The following is a 20,869-nucleotide window of genomic DNA, read 5'->3' on the forward strand; positions in this document are numbered from 1 at the left end:
CACATGCGTCTATCCACGAATGAAAGCGACTCCGGATACCGTGATTGGTGCATCCTCAACGGTGACGGCAAGGTTGCTAAGGTGCTTCTAGACGGCGTCGAGCAGAAGCGCGTCTTGATGGCTGATGACGAGGCTGGGGAGATCGAGCGGCAGGTCGAGACGCCGCAAGGCCGCATCGCGCTGGATAAGAACACTGGCGAATTCCTCACCGAAATAGTCAAGGGCAAAGTCAAGATCCAGATCGTCTCTGAATGATCGACCGGTTCGTCGGCATTCCCTACGTGGCCCACGGTCGCGGCTATGACGGCGCGGACTGCTGGGGGCTGGTCTATCTCTACTACCGCGACGTGCTCGGCCGTGCTGTCCCGTCCTATGTGGCGGAAATGCAGGAACGAGAGTTCCGGCCGCGCGGCATCGGCCCGCTGGTCGACGAGGAGCGGGAAGCCCACTGGATCGAGGCCACCGTGCCACAGGAAGGCGACGTCGTGCTGATGCGCAACGGCCGCCACCACAACCATGTCGGCATCCGCCTATCGGGCGGGCGCCTGCTGCATTCCGATGGTCCCGGACCCTCGGCCATCGAACGTCTCGACGCCCTGCATCTCCGCAACCGCATCGTTGGTTTCTACAGGCTGGCCTAATGCACCTTGAACGTGTTCATGCCGGCGAACTCCTCGGACCAGGGGAGGGCGTCGATGTCTTCCTGCGCCCGTCGCCTCTGAAGCAGGAGCGCCATCACCTGCGCCTGCCTGCGGGGCTGTCGCTGGCGGAGATGGTCGAGGAATGCCACGCCGCGTTCCCGACGTTCGACCGCCGCCGGGTGTATATCGAGATCGCCGGCCATGCCGTCCCTGCCGAGCGTTGGGCGCGCGTGCGCGTGAAGCCGGGTGTTTCGGTCAGCGTCGTGGCCGTACCGGGCAAGAACGCCTTCCGGGCCATCCTCGGGCTGGTGATCGCCATCGGTGCGCTGTTCCTCGCTCCGGTTCTTGCTGCCGCCATCGGATTTGCCGGCTCGGCCACGGTCACGGGCCTGATTGCATCGGGCATCACCGTTATCGGCTCTCTGGTGGTCAATGCGCTGTTTCCGGTCGCGCAGCCGCAGCAGCAGGAAGCGGAAAAGACCAAGACGCTCTACTCGATCGGCGGCGGGCAGAACTCGGCGGTCCAGTATGGCGCGATCCCGCACGTCTTCGGCCGTCATCGCATCTCGCCGCCCTATGCTGCCGGCGCATACACCGAGATCCGCGCAGATGACCAGTACCTGCGGCAGTTGTTCTGCCTCGGCTATGGCCCGATGGACGTGTCGGACATTCGCATCGGTGAAACCCCGATCTCGCGCTTCGACGACGTCGAGATCGAGGTGATCGAAAACCACCTGACGGAATCCCCGACGCTCTACACCCGCCCGGTGTTCGAGGAAGCGGTGCAGATCCTGCTTGACTATGACAGTTCGTGGGTCACCCGCACGACGGCGGACGATGTCAACTACATCTCGGTCGACTACAGCTTCCCGAACGGCATCATCAAGACCAAGAAAAAGGACGGTGATGACGACAAGTACGAGGTCATCATCGAGGCGCAGTATCGCCTGACGGGATCCGGTGATCCGTGGTCCGAACTCGGAACCGATCGCCAGTATATCAAGACCCGCCAGGCTATCCGCCGGTGGCTCGGCAAGAGCGTCCCGGCCGGCCAGTACGATATCCGCATGCGCAAGGCGACCGTGGACTATACCGGTGATGCCGCGTTCGTGACGGAAACATGCTACTGGACCGCGCTTCGCGGCCGCCGCAATGCGACGGTGATCAACTTCGACAAGCCGCTGACGCTGATCGCCATGCGCATCCGTGCGACAGGCGAACTGTCCGGCACGGTTGACCGGCTGAACTGCATCGTACAGCCGCGCATCAAGGCGTGGAACGGATCGAGCTGGGTTAACGACCAGACCAGCCGCAACCCGGCCGACCATTTCCGGCATGTGTTGCAGGGCAGCGCAAATGCGCGTCCTGTGCCGGACAGCATGATTGATCTGCAGAGCCTGCAGGACTGGCACGCCTACTGCGACTCCAATGTCTTCCGGTTCGAGTATGTGGCGACGGAACAGCGCTCGGTCTACGAGACCCTTTCCATGATTGCCGCTGCCGGCCGTGCCGCCGTGTCACTTCGCGATGGCAAGTGGGGCGTGGTCTGGGACGTGGCGAACTCGCCGATCGTGCAGCACTTCACGCCGCGGAACTCCTGGGACTTCTCGTCCCAGCGTGGCTATGCCGAACTGCCGCACGCCTTCCGCGTCTCGTTCATCAACCGCAACAACGGTTATCTGAACGACGAGCGCGTGGTCTACGATGACGGCTATAACGCGGGCAATGCCACCAAGTTCGAGGGCATCGATTTCCCCGGCGTCACCGGTCCGGAGATTATCTGGAAGCACGCGCGCTATCACATCGCCCAGAACCGGCTGCAGCGCGAGGTCTACACGCTCTCGACCGATTTCGAGCATCTGGTCTGCACCCGCGGCGATCGGGTTCGGGTTAACCACGATACGGTGCTATGGGGCCTCGGGGCAGGGCGGGTGAAATCCGTCTCCTCCTCGCCGGACACGGTGACGATCGACGACACCTTCACGATGGAGTCGGGCAAGACCTACTCCATGCGTTTTCGCAAGGCTGACGGCACCACGCTCGTCCGTACCGTTGCCGGCGCGGATGGAGAGTTCACGACGTTCACGCTCAACGGCTCCGGCAGCCTTCCCACGGCCGGCGATCTCGTCATGTTCGGCGAGAACGGGCTCGAAAGCGTTGTTCTTCGCGTCAAGAGTATCACACCGCAGGCCGACCTGACTGCGCAGCTTGAACTGGTCGACGACGCGCCGGAGATCCTGGACGCGGACACAGGAGAGATCCCGGACTTCGAGACGGGCATTACCGTGCCGATCGACTACCGCGCCTACAAGCCGACCGCCCTGTCATCGATAGAGCGGATCTGGACGACATCGCCGGCCACCTCCCTGATTGCCCTGTCCTGGCTCGCGCCGGACGTCGGTAAGGTCAGCGGCTATGTGGTCCAGTATGCCGAGAAGGGGACGGGCGAGTGGTCTCCGGTCCAGAACTCGGCTGAACCGCGGATCGACCTGATTGAAATCGCCGCCGGCGCCTATGACGTCCGGATTCGCGCCGTGTTCGAGAACGGGCAACTGTCGGACTGGCTGCTGGGAGTGTTCAGCGCGAAGATATTCGCGACCGTTCCCGCAACTGTGACCGGCTTCTCGATCGCGGTGGCGGGGGACAACGCAACGCTTCGTTGGAACGCGCCGACAACCCAGGCAGGCGCAATCTCGCACTACGAGATCCGCTATACCGGTGTCGTCTCCGGGGCTACCTGGCAGACCTCCACCATTCTGCGCTCGGTCTCGGGCCTGCAGGTTCAGGTCCCGGCCCTGCTCGGCACATACCTGATCAAGGCCGTCTCGTACTCGGGGATGCAGTCGACAAACCCTGCCGTCATCATCAGCACGATCGACCCGCTGACGACGTTCAACGCGGTGGAGTTGGCTGAAGAGGAGGCGCCATTCCCGGGCGACAAGGATGGAACCTATTTCGACGGCAACGCGCTGCGCCTTGAGGGTGCGACGGATTTCTTCTCCATGTCTGACGTGTTCGAGCAGGGGGACTTCTTCCTCGGGACGGACGGATATCTGGAGGCAGGCTATTACGACTTCGTCGAGGTGGTCGATCTCGGCGCGGTCTACACTTCGCGCGTGTCCGCACAAATTGAAGCCGGCGGCGAGTGGTCGAGCGACGATTTCTTCGGCCTGTCAGACTATTTCGAGCGGGACGACTACTTCGGCGACATCGGCGGGCTGTGGAACGTGTCGATCGAAATCTCGACGACAGAGGATGATCCGGGCGGTTCTCCGGTCTGGTCGGACTGGACCCCGCTCGTCACCGGTGACTGGGCCGCACGCGCCTACCGGTTCCGGGCATTGCTCGAAAGCTTCCAGCAGGACGTGACGCCTCTTGTCACCGGCATGTCCGTCACGGTCGACATGCCGGACCGCGTCGTCGCCGGGGATGACATTGTCGTGTCCGGCTCTGGCCTGACCATCAACTTCTCGCCCGCCTTCCGCCAACTTCAGGGTCTGTCGATCGCAGCCCAGGGGCTGGCAACCGGCGACTACTACGAGATCACCAGCAAAGACGAGACCGGCTTTCACATCGCCTTCAAGAATGCGGGCGGGTCGGCAATCACCCGAACAGTCGATTATGTCGCGAAAGGATACGGGGTTCTGCAATGAGCCAAGCAACAGATTGGAGTGTTCCGCTTGCGGGACCGGCAACGCCGACCGTCATGGCGACGAGGATGGACGACAGCCTTGATGCGCTGTTGAGCGCACACTCGGGCTCAAGCCGTCCTTCCTATGCCGTAGCCGGCACGATCTGGCTGGATACGGCCACGGCCGGTCTGCACAAGTTCTATGAGTACGACGGCGCCAGCGACCGGCTGCTGATGACGGTGAACACCTCGACCGGCGCGATCAGTTTCGGCAGTGGCACGGACGTGCAAGCCTACGACGCGCAACTGGCCGCCGTCGCTGGCCTCACGGGCGCGGCGGGTTCCTTCATCCGCTGGACCGGAACGGCGGCAGCCGCCATGCAGGCGATCGTAGGCACGGTGTCGCAGTCGGGAGGCACACCGACCGGCGCGATCGTAGAGCGAGGCAGCAACGCTAACGGTCGCTATGTCCGGTTCGCAGACGGAACGCAGATTTGCACCGCGACTGTGGCGGCGAGCGGCGGCGTGAATACAGTCTGGACCTACCCCGCGACATTCGTTTCCCAAGCGGATGCGTTCATCGGTTCGGCCCTGACAGCAGTGGGTGATGCGATAACAATCACAAGCGCGGGTAGTGGTTCGGGTTCCTCAATCTCACTTCAGGCGAGGACGCAAGCGGGCGGTGCCGCCTCGAGTTCCTCAAACGTGTTCGCAATGGCTATCGGAAGGTGGTTCTAATGCTCATCCAACTTTCTCCGCAGCGCTCGGACTCTGAACTGTCCGTAACGAAAGCCGGCGATGTCCTGACCATCAACGGCGAGGTGTTCGATTTCACCGGGTTGCCCGATGGCGCAACGGTCGAAAACGTCCCGTGCGACTTCATCGTCGGGCCGGTCGATAGGGTGGATGGCGAGATCAAACTAACGCTGCTCCTGCCGTGCGGCCATGAAGCGCCGCAAGAACGCCTTTTCCCAGCGCCGATCGCGGACCCGGCAGACGGTCCGATCACCTTTCCGGGAGACGCAGCATGACGTGGACGGTAAATCCATCGGAAGTAATCACGGTCGAGCAAAAGGCGGCAGCGACCCAGGCCGGCCTTCAGGCGCAGTACGCCGCCGCGATCCAGTCGCACGTCGACCAGACGGCAAGATCGCGGAGTTACCACGACGGCGTCACGCTGGCGTCCTATGTGAATTCGACCATTCCGCAATGGGCCGAGGAAGCGCAAGCATTCGCTGCCTGGCGCGATGCCGTATGGGCCTATGCCTATGGTGAACTTGCGAAGGTACTCGGCGGCCAGCGCTCGCAGCCGACTATTGCCGAGTTTATCGGAGAGTTGCCTCAGATCACCTGGCCGTAGCCTCAGAGATAGCGTGAGGGTGAAGGACGGAGTGTAGGTTAGGGGCACTCCGCCCTTCAAGAATCCCGCCGGGGCTGGCGGTCTTCTATTCCAAACGGTTAGTTTTAACCGCTAATGCTGATCCAAAACTACCACCGCAATAAAATCAGGACAATAGCCAGAAATCACACTGACAGCAGCGCCGGTCTCGCCGATGTCATAGCGTCAGCGTGACCAGCAGCACGAACATCATGGCAACCGCCAGAACCGAGAGTTCTACAAATCCGTCGTCCATCGCAGGGTCCTCCTGTCATGACGGCATACAACGCGCAGGACGCGCCTCTGTTCCGCGCTGCCCTCTCGGTCCCGCACCTGTTTAACCGCCACTTCTGATCTTCGATCAACACGAGGAACATCCCATGACGCTTGGAAAAGGTCGAGCGGCGGCGATCGCCGACGCCGATATCGCACGCCTGGCCGACGCGCTCGGCTGCCATCCCGCCGACCTTGAAGCCATCGCCGATGTCGAGAGCGCCGGTTTCGGCTGGTTCCCGGACGGCCGCATCAAGATCCTGTTCGAGAAGCACAAGTTCTACCAGTACCTTCCGGAAAAGAAGCGGGTAGGGGCGGTGAAGGCCGGGCTCGCCCGCAAGTCCTGGATCAGCCCGAAGAAGGGCGGCTACACGGACCAGCCGGACGCGGACGCTCGCTATCGGTTGCTCCAGCGCGCGATCGCCGTCGACGAGGACGCCGCCTTCATGGCGATCAGCGTCGGCAAGTTCCAGATCATGGGCTTCAACCACAAGCTCTGCGGCCACCAGACGGCGAAGCAGATGTTCGAGGCCTTCTGCGACAGCGAGGTCTACCAGCTTTCCGCCTTCGCAGGTTTCCTGCGCGGCAAGGGCCTGGTGGCGGCTCTGAAGGAGCGCGATTTCGGCAGGATCGAGGAAGTCTACAACGGCGGCGGCCTGAACGGCGCCTATGCCGCAAAGATGCGGACGGCCTCGGAGAGGCTGCGGGCGGGAAAATGGAAGGGCTACCAGCCGGGCGTCCTGACCGCGCCGGTGCCGAAGCCGGTCTCCGATATCCCGGTGCCGTCCTTCGAGATCGGCACAAAGCCCACCAGCTCCACGAAAGAGACGACGGCATTCTGGCCGGCTCTTTTCCGCTATCTCCTCACAATCTGGAAAGGCTCCAAAGCATGATTGCGCCGCTCTCCCGCTCGCTGCTTCGCTACCTGGCGGGCTATCTCGTCCTCAAGAGCATCATCCCTGCCGACATCGCCGAGCAGATCGCAAACGACCCGGATCTCGCCATCCTCCTCGGCGGCCTAATCGTTGCCGGAGTGGAAGCCGTCTGGGTGATCGCACGCCGTCGCGGGTGGTCAACGTGATGTTCAGCCGCCTTACGCTGGCCGCCGGTGCGGTCCTGGGTGCGGTTCTGGCTTTCCCGCCGTCATACTTCATCGGCAAGCGTGCGGGCTCATCTGAAGCTGCCACAGCCGCCCTGGAGAAGACAATCGAGCTTATCCACGCAAGGGACCTGACCAATGCGGAAATATCTTCTGCTGATGCTGCTGAGCTGTGCCGGCATTTCGGGCTGTCAGACGACGACGCCGAGCAATGCGTGCGCCGGCTGGCAGAAGCTACGGCCGAGCCTTGAGACTGCGGTGACGATCACCCGCACTGATCGCGCCTTCGCAAATGCCGTGGCCTCTCACAACGCCCACGGTGCTAATCTGAAATGCTGGAATTGAATGGCAGGGAATAGATGTCCGAGGACACGATCATGGATGCCGCCGACCTACGTTCACGCGTGGTTGCCCTTGAACACAAGCACGCCGCTCACGACCAACGGATGTCCTCGATGGAACACAGACTGACCCAGGCCGACATTGCCGACGCCCGGAAGGAAGAGCAGTGGAAGCACCTCTTGGAGAAGTTCGTGGGCGTGGACAAGAAGCTGGACAAGATCAATGGCTATCTTGTCAGCATCGTGATGGTGATCATCGTCGCCATTGTCGGCGCGTTCATGACCTTCATGATCAAGGGCGGGCTGCATATCCCTTGATGTGGCCGCCTAGCCCCACACCTCCCGAAGCCGCTTCCTCTAGGAAGACGAATGCTTCTTCCGCATTTCTGCAAGTCTTACTCGGAGCACTTCCTGTGGTGTGACCAAACTCCGGTCGGCATAGGTAGGAGCGGCCGGCTTGGCAGTGACAGTGCAGCGCTCGATCATTCTCTTGATGCCATTTCGTGTCACGAAGTCTTTGTTCGCAATGCGGATGATTTCCAGATTTCCCTTCGAAGCCTCTGTTCGTAGTGAGGATTTCGAAATTCGGCCATTGAAGAATATGTTCGCTGCCTCGGCAAGCGAAATTAGGTCGTCGTCACCAACTGATTTTGTCATGAGGAACCTCCTGGCACTTCTCCTCGGTTTCCTTTCTCTACGCGAAGAACTTCCTCGATCCGAATTCGAAGTAACTTTCCTCCATGCTTGAATGCCTTCACTTCTCCTCGGTTGATCATGTTTCGAACGTGCCGTTCGGAACATAGCCAGCGCTCGGCTAGTGCTTTTGGCGTAAACACCTCCCGTTCGCTCGAATCGGTCGGCAGCTTTCCTTTTGCCATTGGTTTTGATTTCGGCTTGGCGTTGGCAAGTCTTTGACGCAACGCTGAAAGTTCCTCTAGTTCTTTCGCGCGCTCCTTCTCATCGATCTCTCTCCAAAACTTCGTGTCTTCCTCCCACGCCTCAAAAAAAGTTACGAGAGGCGGCGCGGGATCTATTTCACGGAGGATGAGCGCCCAACCCTGTGGCGGGTCAAACATGAAGTGGCGCCGTTGGACGCTGTAGAATACTGGGTTCCCTTCGAAGTCGTCCTGGCAGATCGTGTCGCCGACGTTCGGGCAACTGCAACCAAAGTAACTGCTTGGATAGATAAAATGTGGCTCCAGTTTTCCGTTGTCTTGGATGACGTATCCCCGGATTTCCACGTCTTTGATAGCCGCCATTGTCGTTCCCGTGGTGGATCAGAGTCTTGCAGTCAAGACCGAGAGGCCGGTTTGGATCGCGGAGCCTATGCGGCTTCGGCCATCTCAAGCAGCATGAGTTCATCATCCGGCAGAGGCCTCTGCAATGCTTTCGCCTGATCCCACGGTGACGTCAGCCAAGTCTCAATCTCGTCCTCGTTGCGCAACACAACGGGCATTGCCTTCTGGTGGATCGGAGCGACGACGCGGTTCGGTTCTGTCGTCAGGAAGCCGAACAGATCAGTCTTGATCACTCCTTCCTTCACCTTGCGCACGCTTTCCCATTGAGGAACCCAGATCCCGGCGAAGAACCTCAACGGCTGATCGTCATCGGCCGCAAACCAAGCATTGGGCGTCCTGCCGCCTTCAACCTTGCTGGCCGGATCTGGCTCTGCAAATCGGGTGAACGGCACGACGCAGCGGTTCTCGACGCCGAGCCAGCGAGTCCAGTGCTTGCTCGCCGTATTACGGACGTTCGTCGTCCCGCCGTCCGGCTCCATTCTCAGCAGCGCGTTGAAGTCGACTTCTCTCCCCTTGGCGCGCAACTTGTCCGCCCGCTTGCTCGCCGCCTGGTAAAGGGCCTGGCTGGAGGAGGGCAGCCCCCACCGAACCATCGCCATTTCACGGCCGGCCGGTGTGTTCCGGACGATCGGGGCCATGCGGTCGGGGTAGATGTCCATCGACGGTTCTAGATTGCCGAGACTGTCGACCATGGCTCGCGTGATCTGCCGGATCGAGAGTTGGTTCGTCGCTACATTGTACAGGTTGCACATCGAAGTTCCCCCTTGGCGCGGCCATGCTGGCTGCTCAGTCTGGGCGATGTCAATCACCCGCACTTGGCGCATCAGGTTGGCAAGCGGCGGCACTGCTCTATCGCAATGGCGGGAACGCCTGCATTGTTCTCTGTTTGTTCGTGGTATATGAGCAGGTCATGACGACGGAGACAATAGGCGAGGCACATAGCCAGGGATGGCGGCTGATGGCGCGATGCGGCTACGGCAATCGCGAGGGGCTGAAGTCAGTACGCCGCTGCACCTGGAGCCATGACCTCGATCTGCTGACCCTGCTGGCGACCCGCGGACGTGACTTTCCTCTGGCGTTGCTGGCCTCCCGCCTCCGATGCCCGCGTTGCGGCTCACGACAAATGACGGTGATGTTCTGTCCGCCCGCCGACGGTGACAGGAGGAGGGGCGCTGCTTAAGGAGCAGCGGGCTAGGGCGCATCCGTCTTTTCCTTGTTCCACAAGTCGGTCAACGTGACGCCTTTTCTGCCCCAATTATCGGTCTCGATTTCATCGATCACGACGAAGACATATTCGGGGTTGCGGCCTAGCTCCTCGACAAGAACCTCTGTCATCCGGCGGATGACAGCGCGCTTCTGATCAACACTGGCGATCCCTTTTGCGATCTCGACCTTTACGTACGGCACAGGTCAACCTCCTTGTTTCCGGACCTTGAAGGGCGTGAAGGGTGCAAGCGACCGAAGTCGCCACAATTCCATGCTAGCGTTCTGAGGTTAGGAGAATACAAATGACTTTTACACCTCACGCCAGCGACTTTGCCGGCCCCGAGGACCTGCAAATGATGCAGGGAGTGTTCGACGAGCTTTGCGCCCGATACCGGGTAAGCCGTCCATCCGAAGCCGCGGAAGACTTGGCAAGGCGGATAATGCGCCTTTTTGAATTTGGTATCCGTGATCGGGCCGAGTTCCTCGCCCTGAGCCCATTGGCCCCAGAGTCCCCATGAGTGAAAGTCAAACGCGCGGAGAGCCGCGACCCGGCGATTAGGTTAGGGGCCGCCGGGCCGCGGCTTTGTGGCCTGTGGGGCAAACCACGGACGCTACTTACCGCTTGGCCAGCCTTTGGGCGATAAGCTAAATTTAGCAGGCGCGAGGCTGGCCGGCTACAGGATGAAATCGCCTTTACCCAGGGTCAGCGCATCATCGAGGTGAATTGCGAAATCGGCCTTCTTGTCCCCATTTGTGTCCGCGTAAATGTAGGTGTCCGACGCCTTCTTGTCGTACCGCAGTTCACCAGCCTTACCCGTAAAACCCTTGGTGCCGATGCCACCTTTGCGTTGGCGTCGATGGTTGCCAGATGAATTGTGTCGTTACTGGTGAAATCGAGAATGGTGTCGCGGTCGCTTATGGCGACAGTGCTCTCTTTCACGGATTTGAAAATGGAGGTGTCTGCGCCGCTTGGTCGGCCACGTCTCTCTACGCGGGGACGCCATGATGCGGCGACTGCTGTATGAGGCCGCCCAGTCGAAGATGACGCGCGTGGTGAAATGGTGCTGGCTGAAGGCATGGGCCAGGAACATCGCCAAGCGGCATGGCAGCAAGAAGGCCAAAGTGGCACTGGCCCGCCGTCTCGCTGTCGTCATGCTTCGCATGTGGGTGAATGGCACGGAGTTTCGCTGGACGAGGGAGGACACGTCTCAACTGTAGCGGGGGCTGAGTGCCGATCCCGGAGAGAAGCGCGGGCCCTGAACCATCACGGCACACCACGATAAATCCTGGGCGGCACTGCCATTGCCGGCTATTTCATCGAACGGATAAGAGGTATGGAGCAGAACTAGGCTGATGGACCATAATTAGTCCAAGGGTCCGCTTTGTAAAATGGGTTTGTAGGGGACCACTATTGAGCAACATTAAGCAGATTACAGGAAATATCGGCCTATATCACGTTGCCCGCGAATTATCTCTGTCAGGGTGGAACGTGATGCCCACTGTCCGAAATGCGCGGGGCGCTGATCTATATGCTGCTTCGGAGGACGAGCGCACTATTCACCCAATTCAAGTTAAAGCACATAGTGGCAAACCGCAGGACACACCGCTTGGTTTACTTCCCCAGACAATTGTAACCCCTTGGTGGGTATTCGCCGTCTATACTCGAACACCGGAGATAACCTGCTATGTATTGACGCTTGACGAAATACGCGCCCGAATGACCCGTGATCCGGGCACTCGGTCAAAAAAGCCAGAGCAGGAAAGAATATTCTGGCTTCATCGCAAATATTATACCCCTGGCAGCGAGTCGGAGATGAGAGAAGCGCGCAATGCATGGCATCGCCTTGGTGTTCCGAGGATCATTCTGTAGTCGATTATGCTCCGGGAATGAACTTCTGGTTCCATCCAGGCCGTGCAGGTCGCCTCTTCTCAACGACGACCGAGCGCGAACGGCCGCTCAAGGCCGACCGCGGACGATGAACTAGTCTCGTCCCGCCTTGGCAAAGAGTGCGAGACAGCTTGACCTCATCCCGCCGATTAGAGAAGCCGCTGCCATAGTTCGCGCGGAAAAGGGTGGACGAGTACGTGTAAGAAACACCGAGTAGATGCTGCTGAAGTCGAATTCTCTGACGTCCAGCCCGAAGCAGGACGCCAAGCAGCGTGAAGGAGCGGAAATGCTGCTCTACCTGCTCTCGTTGGCTGCGGCCGAGGCGGAGGATTTACGGCCTGCTTCAAAGAGACAGCGCAATCCTTGGGCTTAGAGGTCGGCCCTCAAAAGAAAAGGCCGGGCTAAACCCGACCTCTCTTGCCGTCACCCCGTGCCCCTGCCAGTACATCCGTGGTCAGAGGCACGAGGGACGATCTGCGAACAATGTAGTCGCCGATTGTGACAGGGGCAAGATGTACAGATCGAACCGGGCTACAATTGCACCCGCATCAGGTTATCGGGAGCTGCACCTGCCTGGGTCGACTGGGGGTTAATAGCTGGTGCAGGTAACGTTATTCCCTACCCTGTTGCAGTTCGTTGTGGTCATTCGAGGTGCGCTGTTCGTTATGACCACTGGTGCTGGGGTATAGGATTGTCCGCGGAACGGGAATGTTGGCATCTTGCCATCGGACTGTCCGCACTGATACGTCATTCGGTACCACGTGACTGGCCCCGGCATGATATCCGCCACGAGGCCGCCAGCATTGCTCGTACTGTCAATAACCTGGTAACTGCCCTTACATTCGTTAGCCGCAGCCTTCAGGCACGCATTTGGTGACCCGCTGCACTTGGCCTCCTGAAACGTCTGCCCGCTGGGTCCTTGGATAGCTTCGCCTGACGAGACGCATCCCGACAGCACTACTGAGGTCAGGAGCGATATAAATCCGGCGGCTTTCATGTCAGAGACCCCCTCCTGCTCCCCATGGTGCAAGGTGCCAGCATGCACGATATACGCAGCTTCGTTGATTTGAAAACCGCGGAAGTCACAGAGGCGGAAGCAGGAGGGGCGCCGATCGGCTTTTGCGGATACCCCCTGTTGATGAGGGCCCGCACTAAACCGCTAGATTGCCCTGGGGATCTTCTGGTGGCAGGGGAAGAGCCTCGATAAGGACTACCTTCACAGCACTACCTTCAAGGTACTTCTGAAAACCGCTGTCGGTCGTGTATATTGCGCTCGCGCCGCGAACGATTGCTGTCGCAGCTATCATCGCATCGTACTTCATCGACACTTTCCAGCCCTCCAAACGGTCTGCCTTTGGCGTTCTGGCAAGCGCTTGCGCAATCCTTTCCCCTGTTTCGATGGCAATTGTTTCATCGAACGGCTGGACGGAGAAGCCTTTGAGTTTCCTGACCGTCTCGACGATTTCATCCACTCGTTCCGCTCGTCCGGCGACAAGCTCTGATAAAGACGGTGCCGGTATGGTTATCACGGCGTTTTCCTTGGTGGCCGTTTGGACGAAGTGGTACACCCGTTCTGACTGGCGGTTATTGTTTTGTGTGCTGGAGGGATCGATCAGGTGGATCAGAAAATTCGTATCGACGACAATCATCATGCGCTGCGCAACTCATTCACTGCCTTGACAATCCGCTCACCAGAGCCCGCCGGGAGTATCGCCTTAAGTTTGGCGAGTGTTTCTGACAGCGGAGCATCCTCAAGAACTTCGAACGTTGTCGCGTTCAAATTGTCGATCGTCCACCTACCACTTGGATCGCGCTTCCACCGAGCTTCGCCACCGAGGCGCACATACTGATGGAAGAGATGCGCCAGTTCCTTCGCGTGAGCGGCGCTGACAGTAATGCGGGCCGTGAGGTCGCCGTCGATATCGAGACCCACCTTTACTGTATCGCCGCTGCCCTCAATCCGGACCAAACGCCCCTGGACTGATGTGTGCTGGTTGATTGTGAGAGCCGCCTTTGAAACCTTGGCGCTACCGGGGAATATGATGACTTCGCCTCCTTTCGGCAGAGGCAGTTCTGCAGTCCATCGGTCCTCGGCCAAAAGTTCGTTCAATCTTCGCCACGGAGAGGCGGCATCTGCGTCGTCATCCCCGCGGGAGGCGCTACGTATCCGGGGGGAAATTGTAGCAACATCTTCCTCACGCGCCCTTGCCACGATGCCAACACTCTTTTCCACGATATGAGCAAAATGCACCTCGTCCTGCGAACCCATTAGGCGTGCAAATTCGCCCATGTAGAGGGCGAGCCTGGACATGGGAATCGTGTCAGGCTTTGGCCCGACTATGCGGAACAGGTACTCAAGGAATTCGCTCATCCTGTCTCACTGCATGAAACATCGGAAACCATTACGAAATCCATGCCACTACCACAGCGTCATTGCAAATCAATTAAGCGTTGCGGTTCAGGTCCTTTGAACTAGGCCGCTTGCGGACTTATGAATAAATAATAGGGAGGGCCTAGGGTCACTCCATCGGGTTTCGTGTTTGTAGTTGCGGCAAAAGTTCCAGCATAACCGTGGATCGTGTCGCATATATCAACCCGCTGTTCGCTTCCACGTAGGTGTCAGCTATGTATTCCTTTTCGCCGTCCGCGGCCTGCCGATATACCCTGCTGTGTTCGGCCCTCTCGTGTCGATATCCAGAAATGATGGAAGACAATGCTGTTCCGCCATTGGCATCTCGAGCGTAGACGGGCGCCCCCGAAAAGCCGGGATTGTTGAACCCATCGAGAACCATGAGAGTTAAGTTTTCGATTTCGACACTCCCACTGAAAAAGGCTGTCCGAGCCAGAGGCATAACAAAATTTGTCCTGGGGTTAAGGTGATGCCCCGTTAGCCCATGTGGAAACCCTAAGAACGCCATTCGCTGGCCAAAAGCTAGCTGAGGTTGGGCAGGAACTCTCACATGATCATGAGCCACTGGGAACTGGTTGAGCGTAAAAAGTGCCACGTCGTAGTCTGGTTCTTCGACGATCTCGCGAACGACGAAAGCAACAAAATTCTCAGCACGAAGAAAGATATTCTCTCCGACCTGAACCCCGCGAACGATGTGCCGAGCCGTAACGAAGAACGCGCCAAGTTGGTCGAACCAAAGGAATGCGGTTCCCATTCCCCTAGCTGTCCGGATGTTGAAAACTCGACTTACCTGCGCCTCTCGCAATGCAAAATAGTCAGTCACGTTACAGCCCTCGCCTGTAGCGCGCAACGTGGCACGGTACACGCGGGTGTCAAGTTGGGGTGACCAAATATCCGCAGCTTCATTATCGAGTACCCCGAAGCCACAAAAAAGAAGCCCCGCACTATGGCGGGGCAAGTGTGCCACGGCTGGGAGTGGCTAGGCGACCCGCGGGGGGCGAGTCGACACATTTAAAGCCCTCTGCCTACGCTACGGGAAGGTCAGATTCCGCGATTACGGTACGGTTGAGCGAAAAAAGTTCGGAGAGGTGTCCCCGCCGCATGGACCAAGTATCAATGCGTCATCCGTTCTTTGGTTGCCTCTTCGTCGATGAATTCGTTGGCTCTGACAGCATAGCGTCGGAAGCGCCGCGTGCGGGCCACGATCTGTAGGTGGGCATCGAGCTGATGGAGCGTGAACCCTGAGCGGATTAGACCGGCAAAGGCCTCATCTAGAAACGACGAGCGATAGCCTGCGACGTCATCGAGGACCACAACCAGAACGTTCCCGCTGTCTATCGCCTCTTGGAGCTTGGGCGCGATCAGTTCCTCACGGAATTGTTGCCCACTAAAAGGCCCAGAGGTCCGGTAACGCGGGCCCGGGTACTTCGTGAAATCTCTCGCGACGAAAATCTCAGTTTCCATGACCTCTTTTCCAGGGCGAACTTCCAGTCTGCCCTTAAACTCTCCACTACGACTTAAGGTCCGAAAACCTCGACCATCGTAGCAGGCACTTGTCCGACAGTGAGAGCTTTTCCACCTGCCGAAATGTGGAGCGCGGCAAGTCGAAAACCCTCTCCCATGTTGCATTCCATGTCGCGTGGAGCTGCCGTCGCCCGTTGGAAATACTGGGAAATCAAGGGGAACGGTATGCAACACCATGCGACATGAATCTGCGGATGTCTGATCTGCCGCGGTCGATAATCAGTTGATATTGTTTGGAAATTTTTGGTGCCCCCACCAGGACTCGAACCCGGGACCCCCTGATTACAAATCAGGTGCTCTACCAACTGAGCTATAAGGGCGCTGGGGAGAGTGGTTAGCAGATTCCAGGGCGCTGTAAAGGAAAAAAGCCGATCAGATCGACCAGTCTCCCGAGGACGGCGGGCGCGGGTTGATCTCCTTGCAGCGCGCCATCAGTCTCGGCAGGGCCTCGGCCAGAAAGTCGATCAGCGCCCGGACAGCGGGCAGCATGCCGCGGCGCGAGGTGAACGCGGCGTGCACGGTGGAGGCGGGCGAGCTCCATTCGGACAGGACCGGCACCAGAATGCCGGTGTGGAAACCGCGCTCGACGAGCGTGTCGGGCAACAGGCCGACGCCGACCCCCTCGATCGCCGCGCGCTCAAGGATGCCGAAATCGGCGCAGCAGAGGACGGGTTGGTGCGCGACGTCGTGGACGTCGCCGGACGAGTTGGTCAGCGTCCAGACCGCCCGTCCCGGCTGCTCCTGTATCGCCAAGGTCGGGATCAGCGGCAGGTTCTCCAGCGTAACCGGCCCGTGCCTTGCGATGAAGGCGGGGCTGGCGGCAAGGTACTGGCGCGTCTCGGCGAATTTGCGCACCACCACCGACTGGTCGCCGTCATAGCTCGCCCGCACCCGCAGCGCCACGTCGACCCGCTCGTCGATCAGATCGACCGGCCGGCCGGTCATCAGGATCGACAGCTTCACCCGCGGGTGCCGCTGCATGAACAGCGGCAGCACGTCCGCCAGCATCGGCGCGAAACCCGGCGGCATGGAAAGCCGGACCGGACCGGCCGGCTCGGACTTGGCCGCCAAGACCACCGCCTCGGCCTCTTCCACCCCGGCCAGCACTGCCTCGCAGCGCTCGTAGAAGCTCTGGCCGATGTCGGTGACGCGCAGCTTGCGGGTCGAGCGCTCCAGCAGCCTGACGCCCAGTTGCTCCTCAAGGTGGGCGACGCGTTTGCTGATCTTGGACTTCGGTACGCCGAGCGTGTTGGCGGCCGCCGTGAAGCCCCGGTGCTTCACCACGGCGGCATAGAGCATAAGGTCGTTCAGGTCCTGCATGGCAACTCCATGTCCGCGCTTGCACTGTCTATTGTTTCCCTCGGGAAACGGTCAATTGGTTTTTGCCCGTCTAATCGGGCGACCGGTTTCACGACATATAGGGTGCACCGCAAGATAAACAGAGGTGCCATATCATGAAAATCCTCCACATCGACTCCGGCATTCTCGGAGAGCACTCCGTTTCCCGCCGCCTGACCGCAGCCATCGCCGCACAGCTCAAGGCGGAGAACCCGACCGCGGCGATCACGTATCGCGACCTTGTCGCCGACGCCCTGCCGCACCTGACCGGCGCCCACCTGATGGCAGCGAACGCCAGGCCGGAAGACGTCGACGCTCAGGTCGCCGCCGACGTCGCCGCCAATGCTGTGGTACTCGACGAGTTCCTGGCGGCCGACCTGATCATCATCGGCGCGCCGATGTACAACTTCTCCCTGCCGAGCCAGCTCAAGGCCTGGATCGATCGCATCGCCGTGGCGGGCAAAACCTTCCGCTACAGCGAAAACGGCCCTGAGGGGCTCGCCAAGGGCAAGCAGGTGATCGTGGCCTCCACCCGCGGCGGCCATTACAGCAGCGGGCCGGCTGCGGTCATGGATCACCAGGAGAGCTACCTGACGGCCGTGTTCGGCCTGATCGGCATCACCGACATCGAGTTCGTCCGGGCCGAAGGACTGAACCTGAGCGGCGAAACGAAGGCGACCGCGATCGCCGCGGCCGAGCGGACGATCTCCGGCCTCGGCAAGTTGAAGCTCGCCAGCTAGCACTGCCGACACAGCGCGTTGCGCAAGGGCCGTCGGACCTCGTCCGGCGGCCCTTTGCCTGAGCGGGGCGATCCCGCGCGGGCGCCGATTGTCCCGCAACGCTCGACAGCGGCGAAAATTGGCCTAGAATTTAATGGATGAGGAAGAAGCCATGGAGACCGCGGATGCGCTCGTTGCTTGGCGTTCTGATCCTGTGCCCGCTCCTGGTCCTGCCGCTGGCGGTTGAGGCCGCCGGCGAATGTACCTGCCGCAATCGCGATGGCAGCCGCTATCAGCAGGGCGCCGTTGCCTGCCTGAAGGTGGACGGCCGCACCTACCTGGCCCGGTGCGAGATGGCGCTCAACGTGCCGAACTGGAAGAAGCTCCAGGACGGCTGCCCTCAGGCGGCCGGTCCCCAGCCGCGGCAGAGCGTTCCCGCGCGGATCTAGCGTCCCGGCCCTTGTCCGCCCGCAAGGGCTTCTACCGGATCAGGTACTGGCGCGCCGCATAAAGGGCGATGGCCGCCGCGTTCGAAACGTTCAGCGACTTGATCGCGCCAGGCATGTCGAGGCGGGCGAGTGCGCTGCAGGTCGCGCGCGTCTTCTGGCGCAGTCCCTTGCCCTCGGAGCCGAGGACGAGCGCCAGCTTGTCGCCTGAGAGCGTGGCCTCGAACGGCGCGGGTCCTTCCGAATCCAGGCCGACCGAGAAGAAGCCGAGCGCGTGCAGTTCCGCCAGCGCGTCGGCGAGGTTGGTGATCTGGATGTAGGGGATGAGTTCGAGCGCACCCGAGGCGGATTTGGCAAGGACGCCCGACTCGGTCGGCGAGTGGCGCATCGTGGTGATTACCGCCCCGGCCCCGAAAGCGACGGCGCTGCGCAGGATGGCGCCGACATTGTGCGGGTCGGTGACCTGGTCGAGCACCAGGATCAGCGGGCTTTCCTTCAATGCGCCGAGCCTGCGCACCGGTAGCGGGCGCGTCTCCAGCATCACGCCCTGGTGGATCGCCTCCGGGCCGAGCACCTTGTCGATATCGGACGGCAGCACGCTCGCGACCGGGTAGGGAAGGGTGCCGGGATCTGGCAGTCCAAGCCGCTGTGCGGCGTTCTGCGTGACGGAGAGTTTGATGATGTGGCGTTCGGGATTGTCGAGCGCGGCGCGCACGGTATGCAGCCCGTAGAGGAAGACCTGGTCGGGCGCCAGTGCCGGTGCCGTCCAGCCCTCGGCCTTCTTGCGGTGGCGCTCCGCGGCCGGCGTGGGGATCTCGCCGCGCTCGCGTCGCTGGTCGCGGTGCGCGCGGCGCAGTTTGGCGTAATGGGTGTCGCGGGCGCTGCGGCCGCTGTCGTCGTCCTTGCTCATGCCGCCTTATAGCCGGGCGCGGGAAAACCGCAAATCCAATGATCGCCGGCGGCCGATTTCCGGGCCCGAATTTTTCCCAACTTTTTCCGAAGCATCGTGTTGACAGGAGGAAACGGGGCGGTCATATACGCGGCGCAGATCGAACGGACGCCTTGCTTCGGCGGGAACAAGCTTCGCTCTGCCAGATGCTTGGTCGCTTAGATCCCGACGGAATAAGGAGGGATGCCCGAGTGGTTAAAGGGGACGGACTGTAAATCCGTTGGCTATGCCTACGCTGGTTCAAATCCAGCTCCCTCCACCATTCTGTCGCAACGGATCGAAGGCCGCGGGTATAGCTCAATGGTAGAGCAGCAGCCTTCCAAGCTGAATACGCGGGTTCGATTCCCGCTACCCGCTCCAGCCCTCACATCATAAATGCGCTAGCCATTCACCTGCGTGGAGAGCGACGTGATTCGCCGATCAATTTGGCGTTGGAACTTCAGGCGCATTTGGGCGCGCCAGATTGTTGCGGTAGAGCTGTTCTAGAAAGACGGCCCCGTCAGGCATCCCAGACTGTTTCGCGCCGAAGGTCGCCACGAGCGTCACTCTGACATGCGGCAGAGCCATCAATACCAATGCGGCGCATCTCCTCTCCGCAAAGGGATAACGCGAGTTCCTGTCCGCCATTCATGGATAGGCGGATTTGGCGACGCCAAAGGACATGAAAGCTGCAAGATGGGCGATGCCGATCAGCCAGTCTCGCGCGGTGACGCCACAGGATTGCGCCCATTAGAGCTAAAGTCCCCTATCGGGAATGCAGCAGCAGAACGGCGGCAAGGCTGGGGCTGTAGAATCTGCCCAGCTGTGCGGCGTGACAATGCCGTGCACGATGAACTGCCCAAAGCCGAACAAGACGGGCGCGCATCAGCCGAAGCTTTTTTCCTCCAGTGCCGTCGCGAGTGCCGCGGCCGGCGGCAGGTCGAGCCGCTGCATCTGCGCCTGAAGCCAGTGCAGGTGCACCATGCGGATCTCCACCGGAACGTAGTCGAGGCCCAGGCCGACCGCAGCCGCCAGCCGGTGCTTGCCGGAGGTGTGGCGAACCAGGCGGCCGTCGGCACAGATCGCAACGCCGATGTCGCGCTCGACCAGGTCCTGCCAGATGGAGCGGATGGAGCGATGGCGGTGTCCTGTATCGTTCGACCGTTGGAAGCGGCCGCGTGGCAGGATGCCCGTCCGGTCGATGTTCTCGACCAGTTCGAGGCAGTAGCGGAAATAGGCGTCGAGCTTGTCCATCGTGTCGAGCGGCTTGCCGCCGCGGCGGGGCGGGCGTCCCCGCCGGATCATCTCGGCGTGGCGGGCGTATTGCGGGCCGTCGCGAAAGGCGGCGCGCGTCTGGCAGACCTCGATGATCTCGCGGTGCACCGGCGAACCCTCGACATGCGAGAGAATGTTGCGCCAGTCGCCGGCATCCAGGAAGTGCCTGCCGATCCAGCGCCGCTCGTCGCCGTCGAGGAATTTTTCGTCCAGCCGGTGTGTCAGGCTTTTCGGATCGGCGGAGAAGAAAAGCCGCGGACCGAAATAGGCGAGGGCCTGTTGCGGCGATACGGCGCCGCCCCCGGCGCCAGCCAGCCGCGACGCGGCCCGGTCGAACCGCTGCGCAAAGCCCAGCCTGGCGGCGACGGCGTGCAGCGGCAGGCGATCCACGGCGTGCCCGAGCGGACCGGGACGAAGCGACCGCTGGCCCGGAAGCAAGAAAGACAGCAGCGTGCGGCGTCGCTGTCGATCGTG

At 60.6% G+C, this 20,869-nt stretch carries 26 protein-coding genes, 3 tRNA genes and 1 pseudogene; 18 read left to right on the top strand and 12 right to left on the bottom strand.

Translation table 11 applies throughout. The features are described 5' to 3' along the window. Positions 1-3: 3 nt before the first annotated feature. From ACXAGF_RS08095 to ACXAGF_RS08140, 10 genes are all read left to right on the top strand, one after another. Positions 4-255, top strand: coding sequence for a hypothetical protein (locus ACXAGF_RS08095; RefSeq protein ID WP_475015959.1), 252 nt, complete (start codon positions 4-6; stop codon positions 253-255). Further along, positions 252-641 carry a C40 family peptidase gene (locus tag ACXAGF_RS08100; protein WP_475015960.1) on the top strand — a complete coding sequence of 130 codons (390 nt, stop codon included), beginning with the start codon at positions 252-254 and terminating at the stop codon, positions 639-641. Before ACXAGF_RS08095 ends, ACXAGF_RS08100 begins: the two co-directional genes overlap by 4 nt. Beyond that, positions 641-4,294 carry a host specificity factor TipJ family phage tail protein gene (locus ACXAGF_RS08105; RefSeq protein ID WP_475015961.1) on the top strand — a complete coding sequence of 1,218 codons (3,654 nt, stop codon included), beginning with the start codon at positions 641-643 and terminating at the stop codon, positions 4,292-4,294. Before ACXAGF_RS08100 ends, ACXAGF_RS08105 begins: the two co-directional genes overlap by 1 nt. 65 nt (positions 4,295-4,359) lie before the next feature. Further along, positions 4,360-5,010 (top strand): hypothetical protein, encoded by a 651-nt coding sequence (locus ACXAGF_RS08110; RefSeq protein ID WP_475015964.1) that lies wholly within the window; start codon positions 4,360-4,362, stop codon positions 5,008-5,010. After that, positions 5,010-5,303, top strand: coding sequence for a hypothetical protein (locus ACXAGF_RS08115; protein ID WP_475015966.1), 294 nt, complete (start codon positions 5,010-5,012; stop codon positions 5,301-5,303). The genes ACXAGF_RS08110 and ACXAGF_RS08115 overlap by 1 nt, the downstream gene beginning before the upstream one ends. Further along, a complete protein-coding gene (locus tag ACXAGF_RS08120; RefSeq protein ID WP_475015968.1) occupies positions 5,300-5,632 on the top strand; it encodes a hypothetical protein in 333 nt (110 codons plus the stop codon). The genes ACXAGF_RS08115 and ACXAGF_RS08120 overlap by 4 nt, the downstream gene beginning before the upstream one ends. A gap of 398 nt (positions 5,633-6,030) precedes the next feature. Further along, positions 6,031-6,816 carry an N-acetylmuramidase family protein gene (locus ACXAGF_RS08125; protein ID WP_475015971.1) on the top strand — a complete coding sequence of 262 codons (786 nt, stop codon included), beginning with the start codon at positions 6,031-6,033 and terminating at the stop codon, positions 6,814-6,816. Beyond that, complete coding sequence (locus ACXAGF_RS08130; protein WP_475015974.1) at positions 6,813-7,004, top strand: hypothetical protein; 192 nt, start codon at positions 6,813-6,815, stop codon at positions 7,002-7,004. The genes ACXAGF_RS08125 and ACXAGF_RS08130 overlap by 4 nt, the downstream gene beginning before the upstream one ends. Then, positions 7,004-7,273, top strand: coding sequence for a hypothetical protein (locus ACXAGF_RS08135; protein WP_475015976.1), 270 nt, complete (start codon positions 7,004-7,006; stop codon positions 7,271-7,273). The genes ACXAGF_RS08130 and ACXAGF_RS08135 overlap by 1 nt, the downstream gene beginning before the upstream one ends. Positions 7,274-7,399: 126 nt before the next feature. After that, positions 7,400-7,681: a hypothetical protein gene (locus ACXAGF_RS08140; protein WP_475015978.1), complete on the top strand. Its 282-nt coding sequence runs from the start codon at positions 7,400-7,402 to the stop codon at positions 7,679-7,681. Positions 7,682-7,720: 39 nt separating this feature from the next. Here the strand turns inward: ACXAGF_RS08140 and ACXAGF_RS08145 are convergent, their stop codons facing one another. The 4 genes from ACXAGF_RS08145 to ACXAGF_RS08160 all read right to left on the bottom strand — a co-directional run bounded on the left by ACXAGF_RS08145 (position 7,721) and on the right by ACXAGF_RS08160 (position 10,068). Then, positions 7,721-8,020: a hypothetical protein gene (locus ACXAGF_RS08145; protein ID WP_475015980.1), complete on the bottom strand. Its 300-nt coding sequence runs from the start codon at positions 8,018-8,020 to the stop codon at positions 7,721-7,723. Next, positions 8,017-8,622 carry a helix-turn-helix domain-containing protein gene (locus tag ACXAGF_RS08150; RefSeq protein ID WP_475015982.1) on the bottom strand — a complete coding sequence of 202 codons (606 nt, stop codon included), beginning with the start codon at positions 8,620-8,622 and terminating at the stop codon, positions 8,017-8,019. The genes ACXAGF_RS08145 and ACXAGF_RS08150 overlap by 4 nt, the downstream gene beginning before the upstream one ends. Positions 8,623-8,687: 65 nt before the next feature. After that, entirely contained in the window at positions 8,688-9,413 is a 726-nt protein-coding gene (locus ACXAGF_RS08155) for an SOS response-associated peptidase (protein WP_475019236.1), read from the bottom strand. Positions 9,414-9,852: 439 nt separating this feature from the next. Further along, on the bottom strand, positions 9,853-10,068 hold the full coding sequence (locus tag ACXAGF_RS08160) for a tautomerase family protein (RefSeq protein ID WP_475015984.1): 216 nt from the start codon (positions 10,066-10,068) through the stop codon (positions 9,853-9,855). A 101-nt stretch (positions 10,069-10,169) separates the two neighbouring features. Between ACXAGF_RS08160 and ACXAGF_RS08165 the strand changes: the two genes are divergently transcribed. The 4 genes and pseudogenes from ACXAGF_RS08165 to ACXAGF_RS08180 all read left to right on the top strand — a co-directional run bounded on the left by ACXAGF_RS08165 (position 10,170) and on the right by ACXAGF_RS08180 (position 12,128). Beyond that, complete coding sequence (locus ACXAGF_RS08165; RefSeq protein WP_475015986.1) at positions 10,170-10,385, top strand: hypothetical protein; 216 nt, start codon at positions 10,170-10,172, stop codon at positions 10,383-10,385. Between the two features lie 454 nt (positions 10,386-10,839). Further along, positions 10,840-11,085: pseudogene (locus ACXAGF_RS08170) on the top strand (IS110 family RNA-guided transposase); the annotation flags it as partial. A gap of 193 nt (positions 11,086-11,278) precedes the next feature. Then, positions 11,279-11,737, top strand: a complete 459-nt coding sequence (locus tag ACXAGF_RS08175) for a hypothetical protein (protein ID WP_475015987.1) — start codon at positions 11,279-11,281, stop codon at positions 11,735-11,737. Positions 11,738-11,972: 235 nt separating this feature from the next. Next, positions 11,973-12,128 (top strand): hypothetical protein, encoded by a 156-nt coding sequence (locus tag ACXAGF_RS08180; RefSeq protein WP_475015989.1) that lies wholly within the window; start codon positions 11,973-11,975, stop codon positions 12,126-12,128. Between the two features lie 778 nt (positions 12,129-12,906). Here the strand turns inward: ACXAGF_RS08180 and ACXAGF_RS08185 are convergent. The 6 genes from ACXAGF_RS08185 to ACXAGF_RS08210 form a co-directional block, all read right to left on the bottom strand. Next, positions 12,907-13,407 (bottom strand): type II toxin-antitoxin system VapC family toxin, encoded by a 501-nt coding sequence (locus tag ACXAGF_RS08185; RefSeq protein WP_475015991.1) that lies wholly within the window; start codon positions 13,405-13,407, stop codon positions 12,907-12,909. Continuing rightward, positions 13,404-14,126, bottom strand: a complete 723-nt coding sequence (locus tag ACXAGF_RS08190; protein WP_475015993.1) for a hypothetical protein — start codon at positions 14,124-14,126, stop codon at positions 13,404-13,406. Before ACXAGF_RS08190 ends, ACXAGF_RS08185 begins: the two co-directional genes overlap by 4 nt. A 148-nt stretch (positions 14,127-14,274) precedes the next feature. Next, the gene (locus tag ACXAGF_RS08195; RefSeq protein WP_475015996.1) at positions 14,275-14,988 is read right to left on the bottom strand and encodes a S1 family peptidase; all 714 of its coding nucleotides are present in this window, start codon (positions 14,986-14,988) and stop codon (positions 14,275-14,277) included. Between the two features lie 290 nt (positions 14,989-15,278). Further along, entirely contained in the window at positions 15,279-15,629 is a 351-nt protein-coding gene (locus tag ACXAGF_RS08200; protein ID WP_475015998.1) for an STAS-like domain-containing protein, read from the bottom strand. A gap of 304 nt (positions 15,630-15,933) precedes the next feature. Next, positions 15,934-16,009: transfer RNA gene (locus tag ACXAGF_RS08205), tRNA-Thr, on the bottom strand. Between the two features lie 52 nt (positions 16,010-16,061). After that, positions 16,062-17,009, bottom strand: coding sequence for a LysR family transcriptional regulator (locus ACXAGF_RS08210; protein ID WP_475016000.1), 948 nt, complete (start codon positions 17,007-17,009; stop codon positions 16,062-16,064). Between the two features lie 134 nt (positions 17,010-17,143). On the opposite strand from ACXAGF_RS08210, the gene ACXAGF_RS08215 reads away from it, so the two are divergent. Both ACXAGF_RS08215 and ACXAGF_RS08220 read left to right on the top strand, forming a co-directional pair. After that, entirely contained in the window at positions 17,144-17,767 is a 624-nt protein-coding gene (locus tag ACXAGF_RS08215) for an FMN-dependent NADH-azoreductase (protein WP_475016002.1), read from the top strand. Between the two features lie 164 nt (positions 17,768-17,931). Beyond that, a complete protein-coding gene (locus ACXAGF_RS08220) occupies positions 17,932-18,195 on the top strand; it encodes a hypothetical protein (protein WP_475016004.1) in 264 nt (87 codons plus the stop codon). Between the two features lie 31 nt (positions 18,196-18,226). Here ACXAGF_RS08220 and ACXAGF_RS08225 read toward each other — a convergent pair whose 3' ends face one another. After that, positions 18,227-19,102, bottom strand: coding sequence for a TrmH family RNA methyltransferase (locus ACXAGF_RS08225; RefSeq protein WP_475016005.1), 876 nt, complete (start codon positions 19,100-19,102; stop codon positions 18,227-18,229). A gap of 216 nt (positions 19,103-19,318) precedes the next feature. Here ACXAGF_RS08225 and ACXAGF_RS08230 point away from each other — a divergent pair. Then, positions 19,319-19,403: transfer RNA gene (locus tag ACXAGF_RS08230), tRNA-Tyr, on the top strand. A gap of 24 nt (positions 19,404-19,427) precedes the next feature. Continuing rightward, positions 19,428-19,501 (top strand) — tRNA-Gly (locus tag ACXAGF_RS08235). Positions 19,502-20,005: 504 nt separating this feature from the next. Here the strand turns inward: ACXAGF_RS08235 and ACXAGF_RS08240 are convergent. Further along, positions 20,006-20,785 carry a hypothetical protein gene (locus ACXAGF_RS08240; RefSeq protein ID WP_475016006.1) on the bottom strand — a complete coding sequence of 260 codons (780 nt, stop codon included), beginning with the start codon at positions 20,783-20,785 and terminating at the stop codon, positions 20,006-20,008. Positions 20,786-20,869 lie beyond the last annotated feature (84 nt).

It is taken from the genome of Mycoplana sp. ABR4_002 (genome assembly GCF_056159645.1).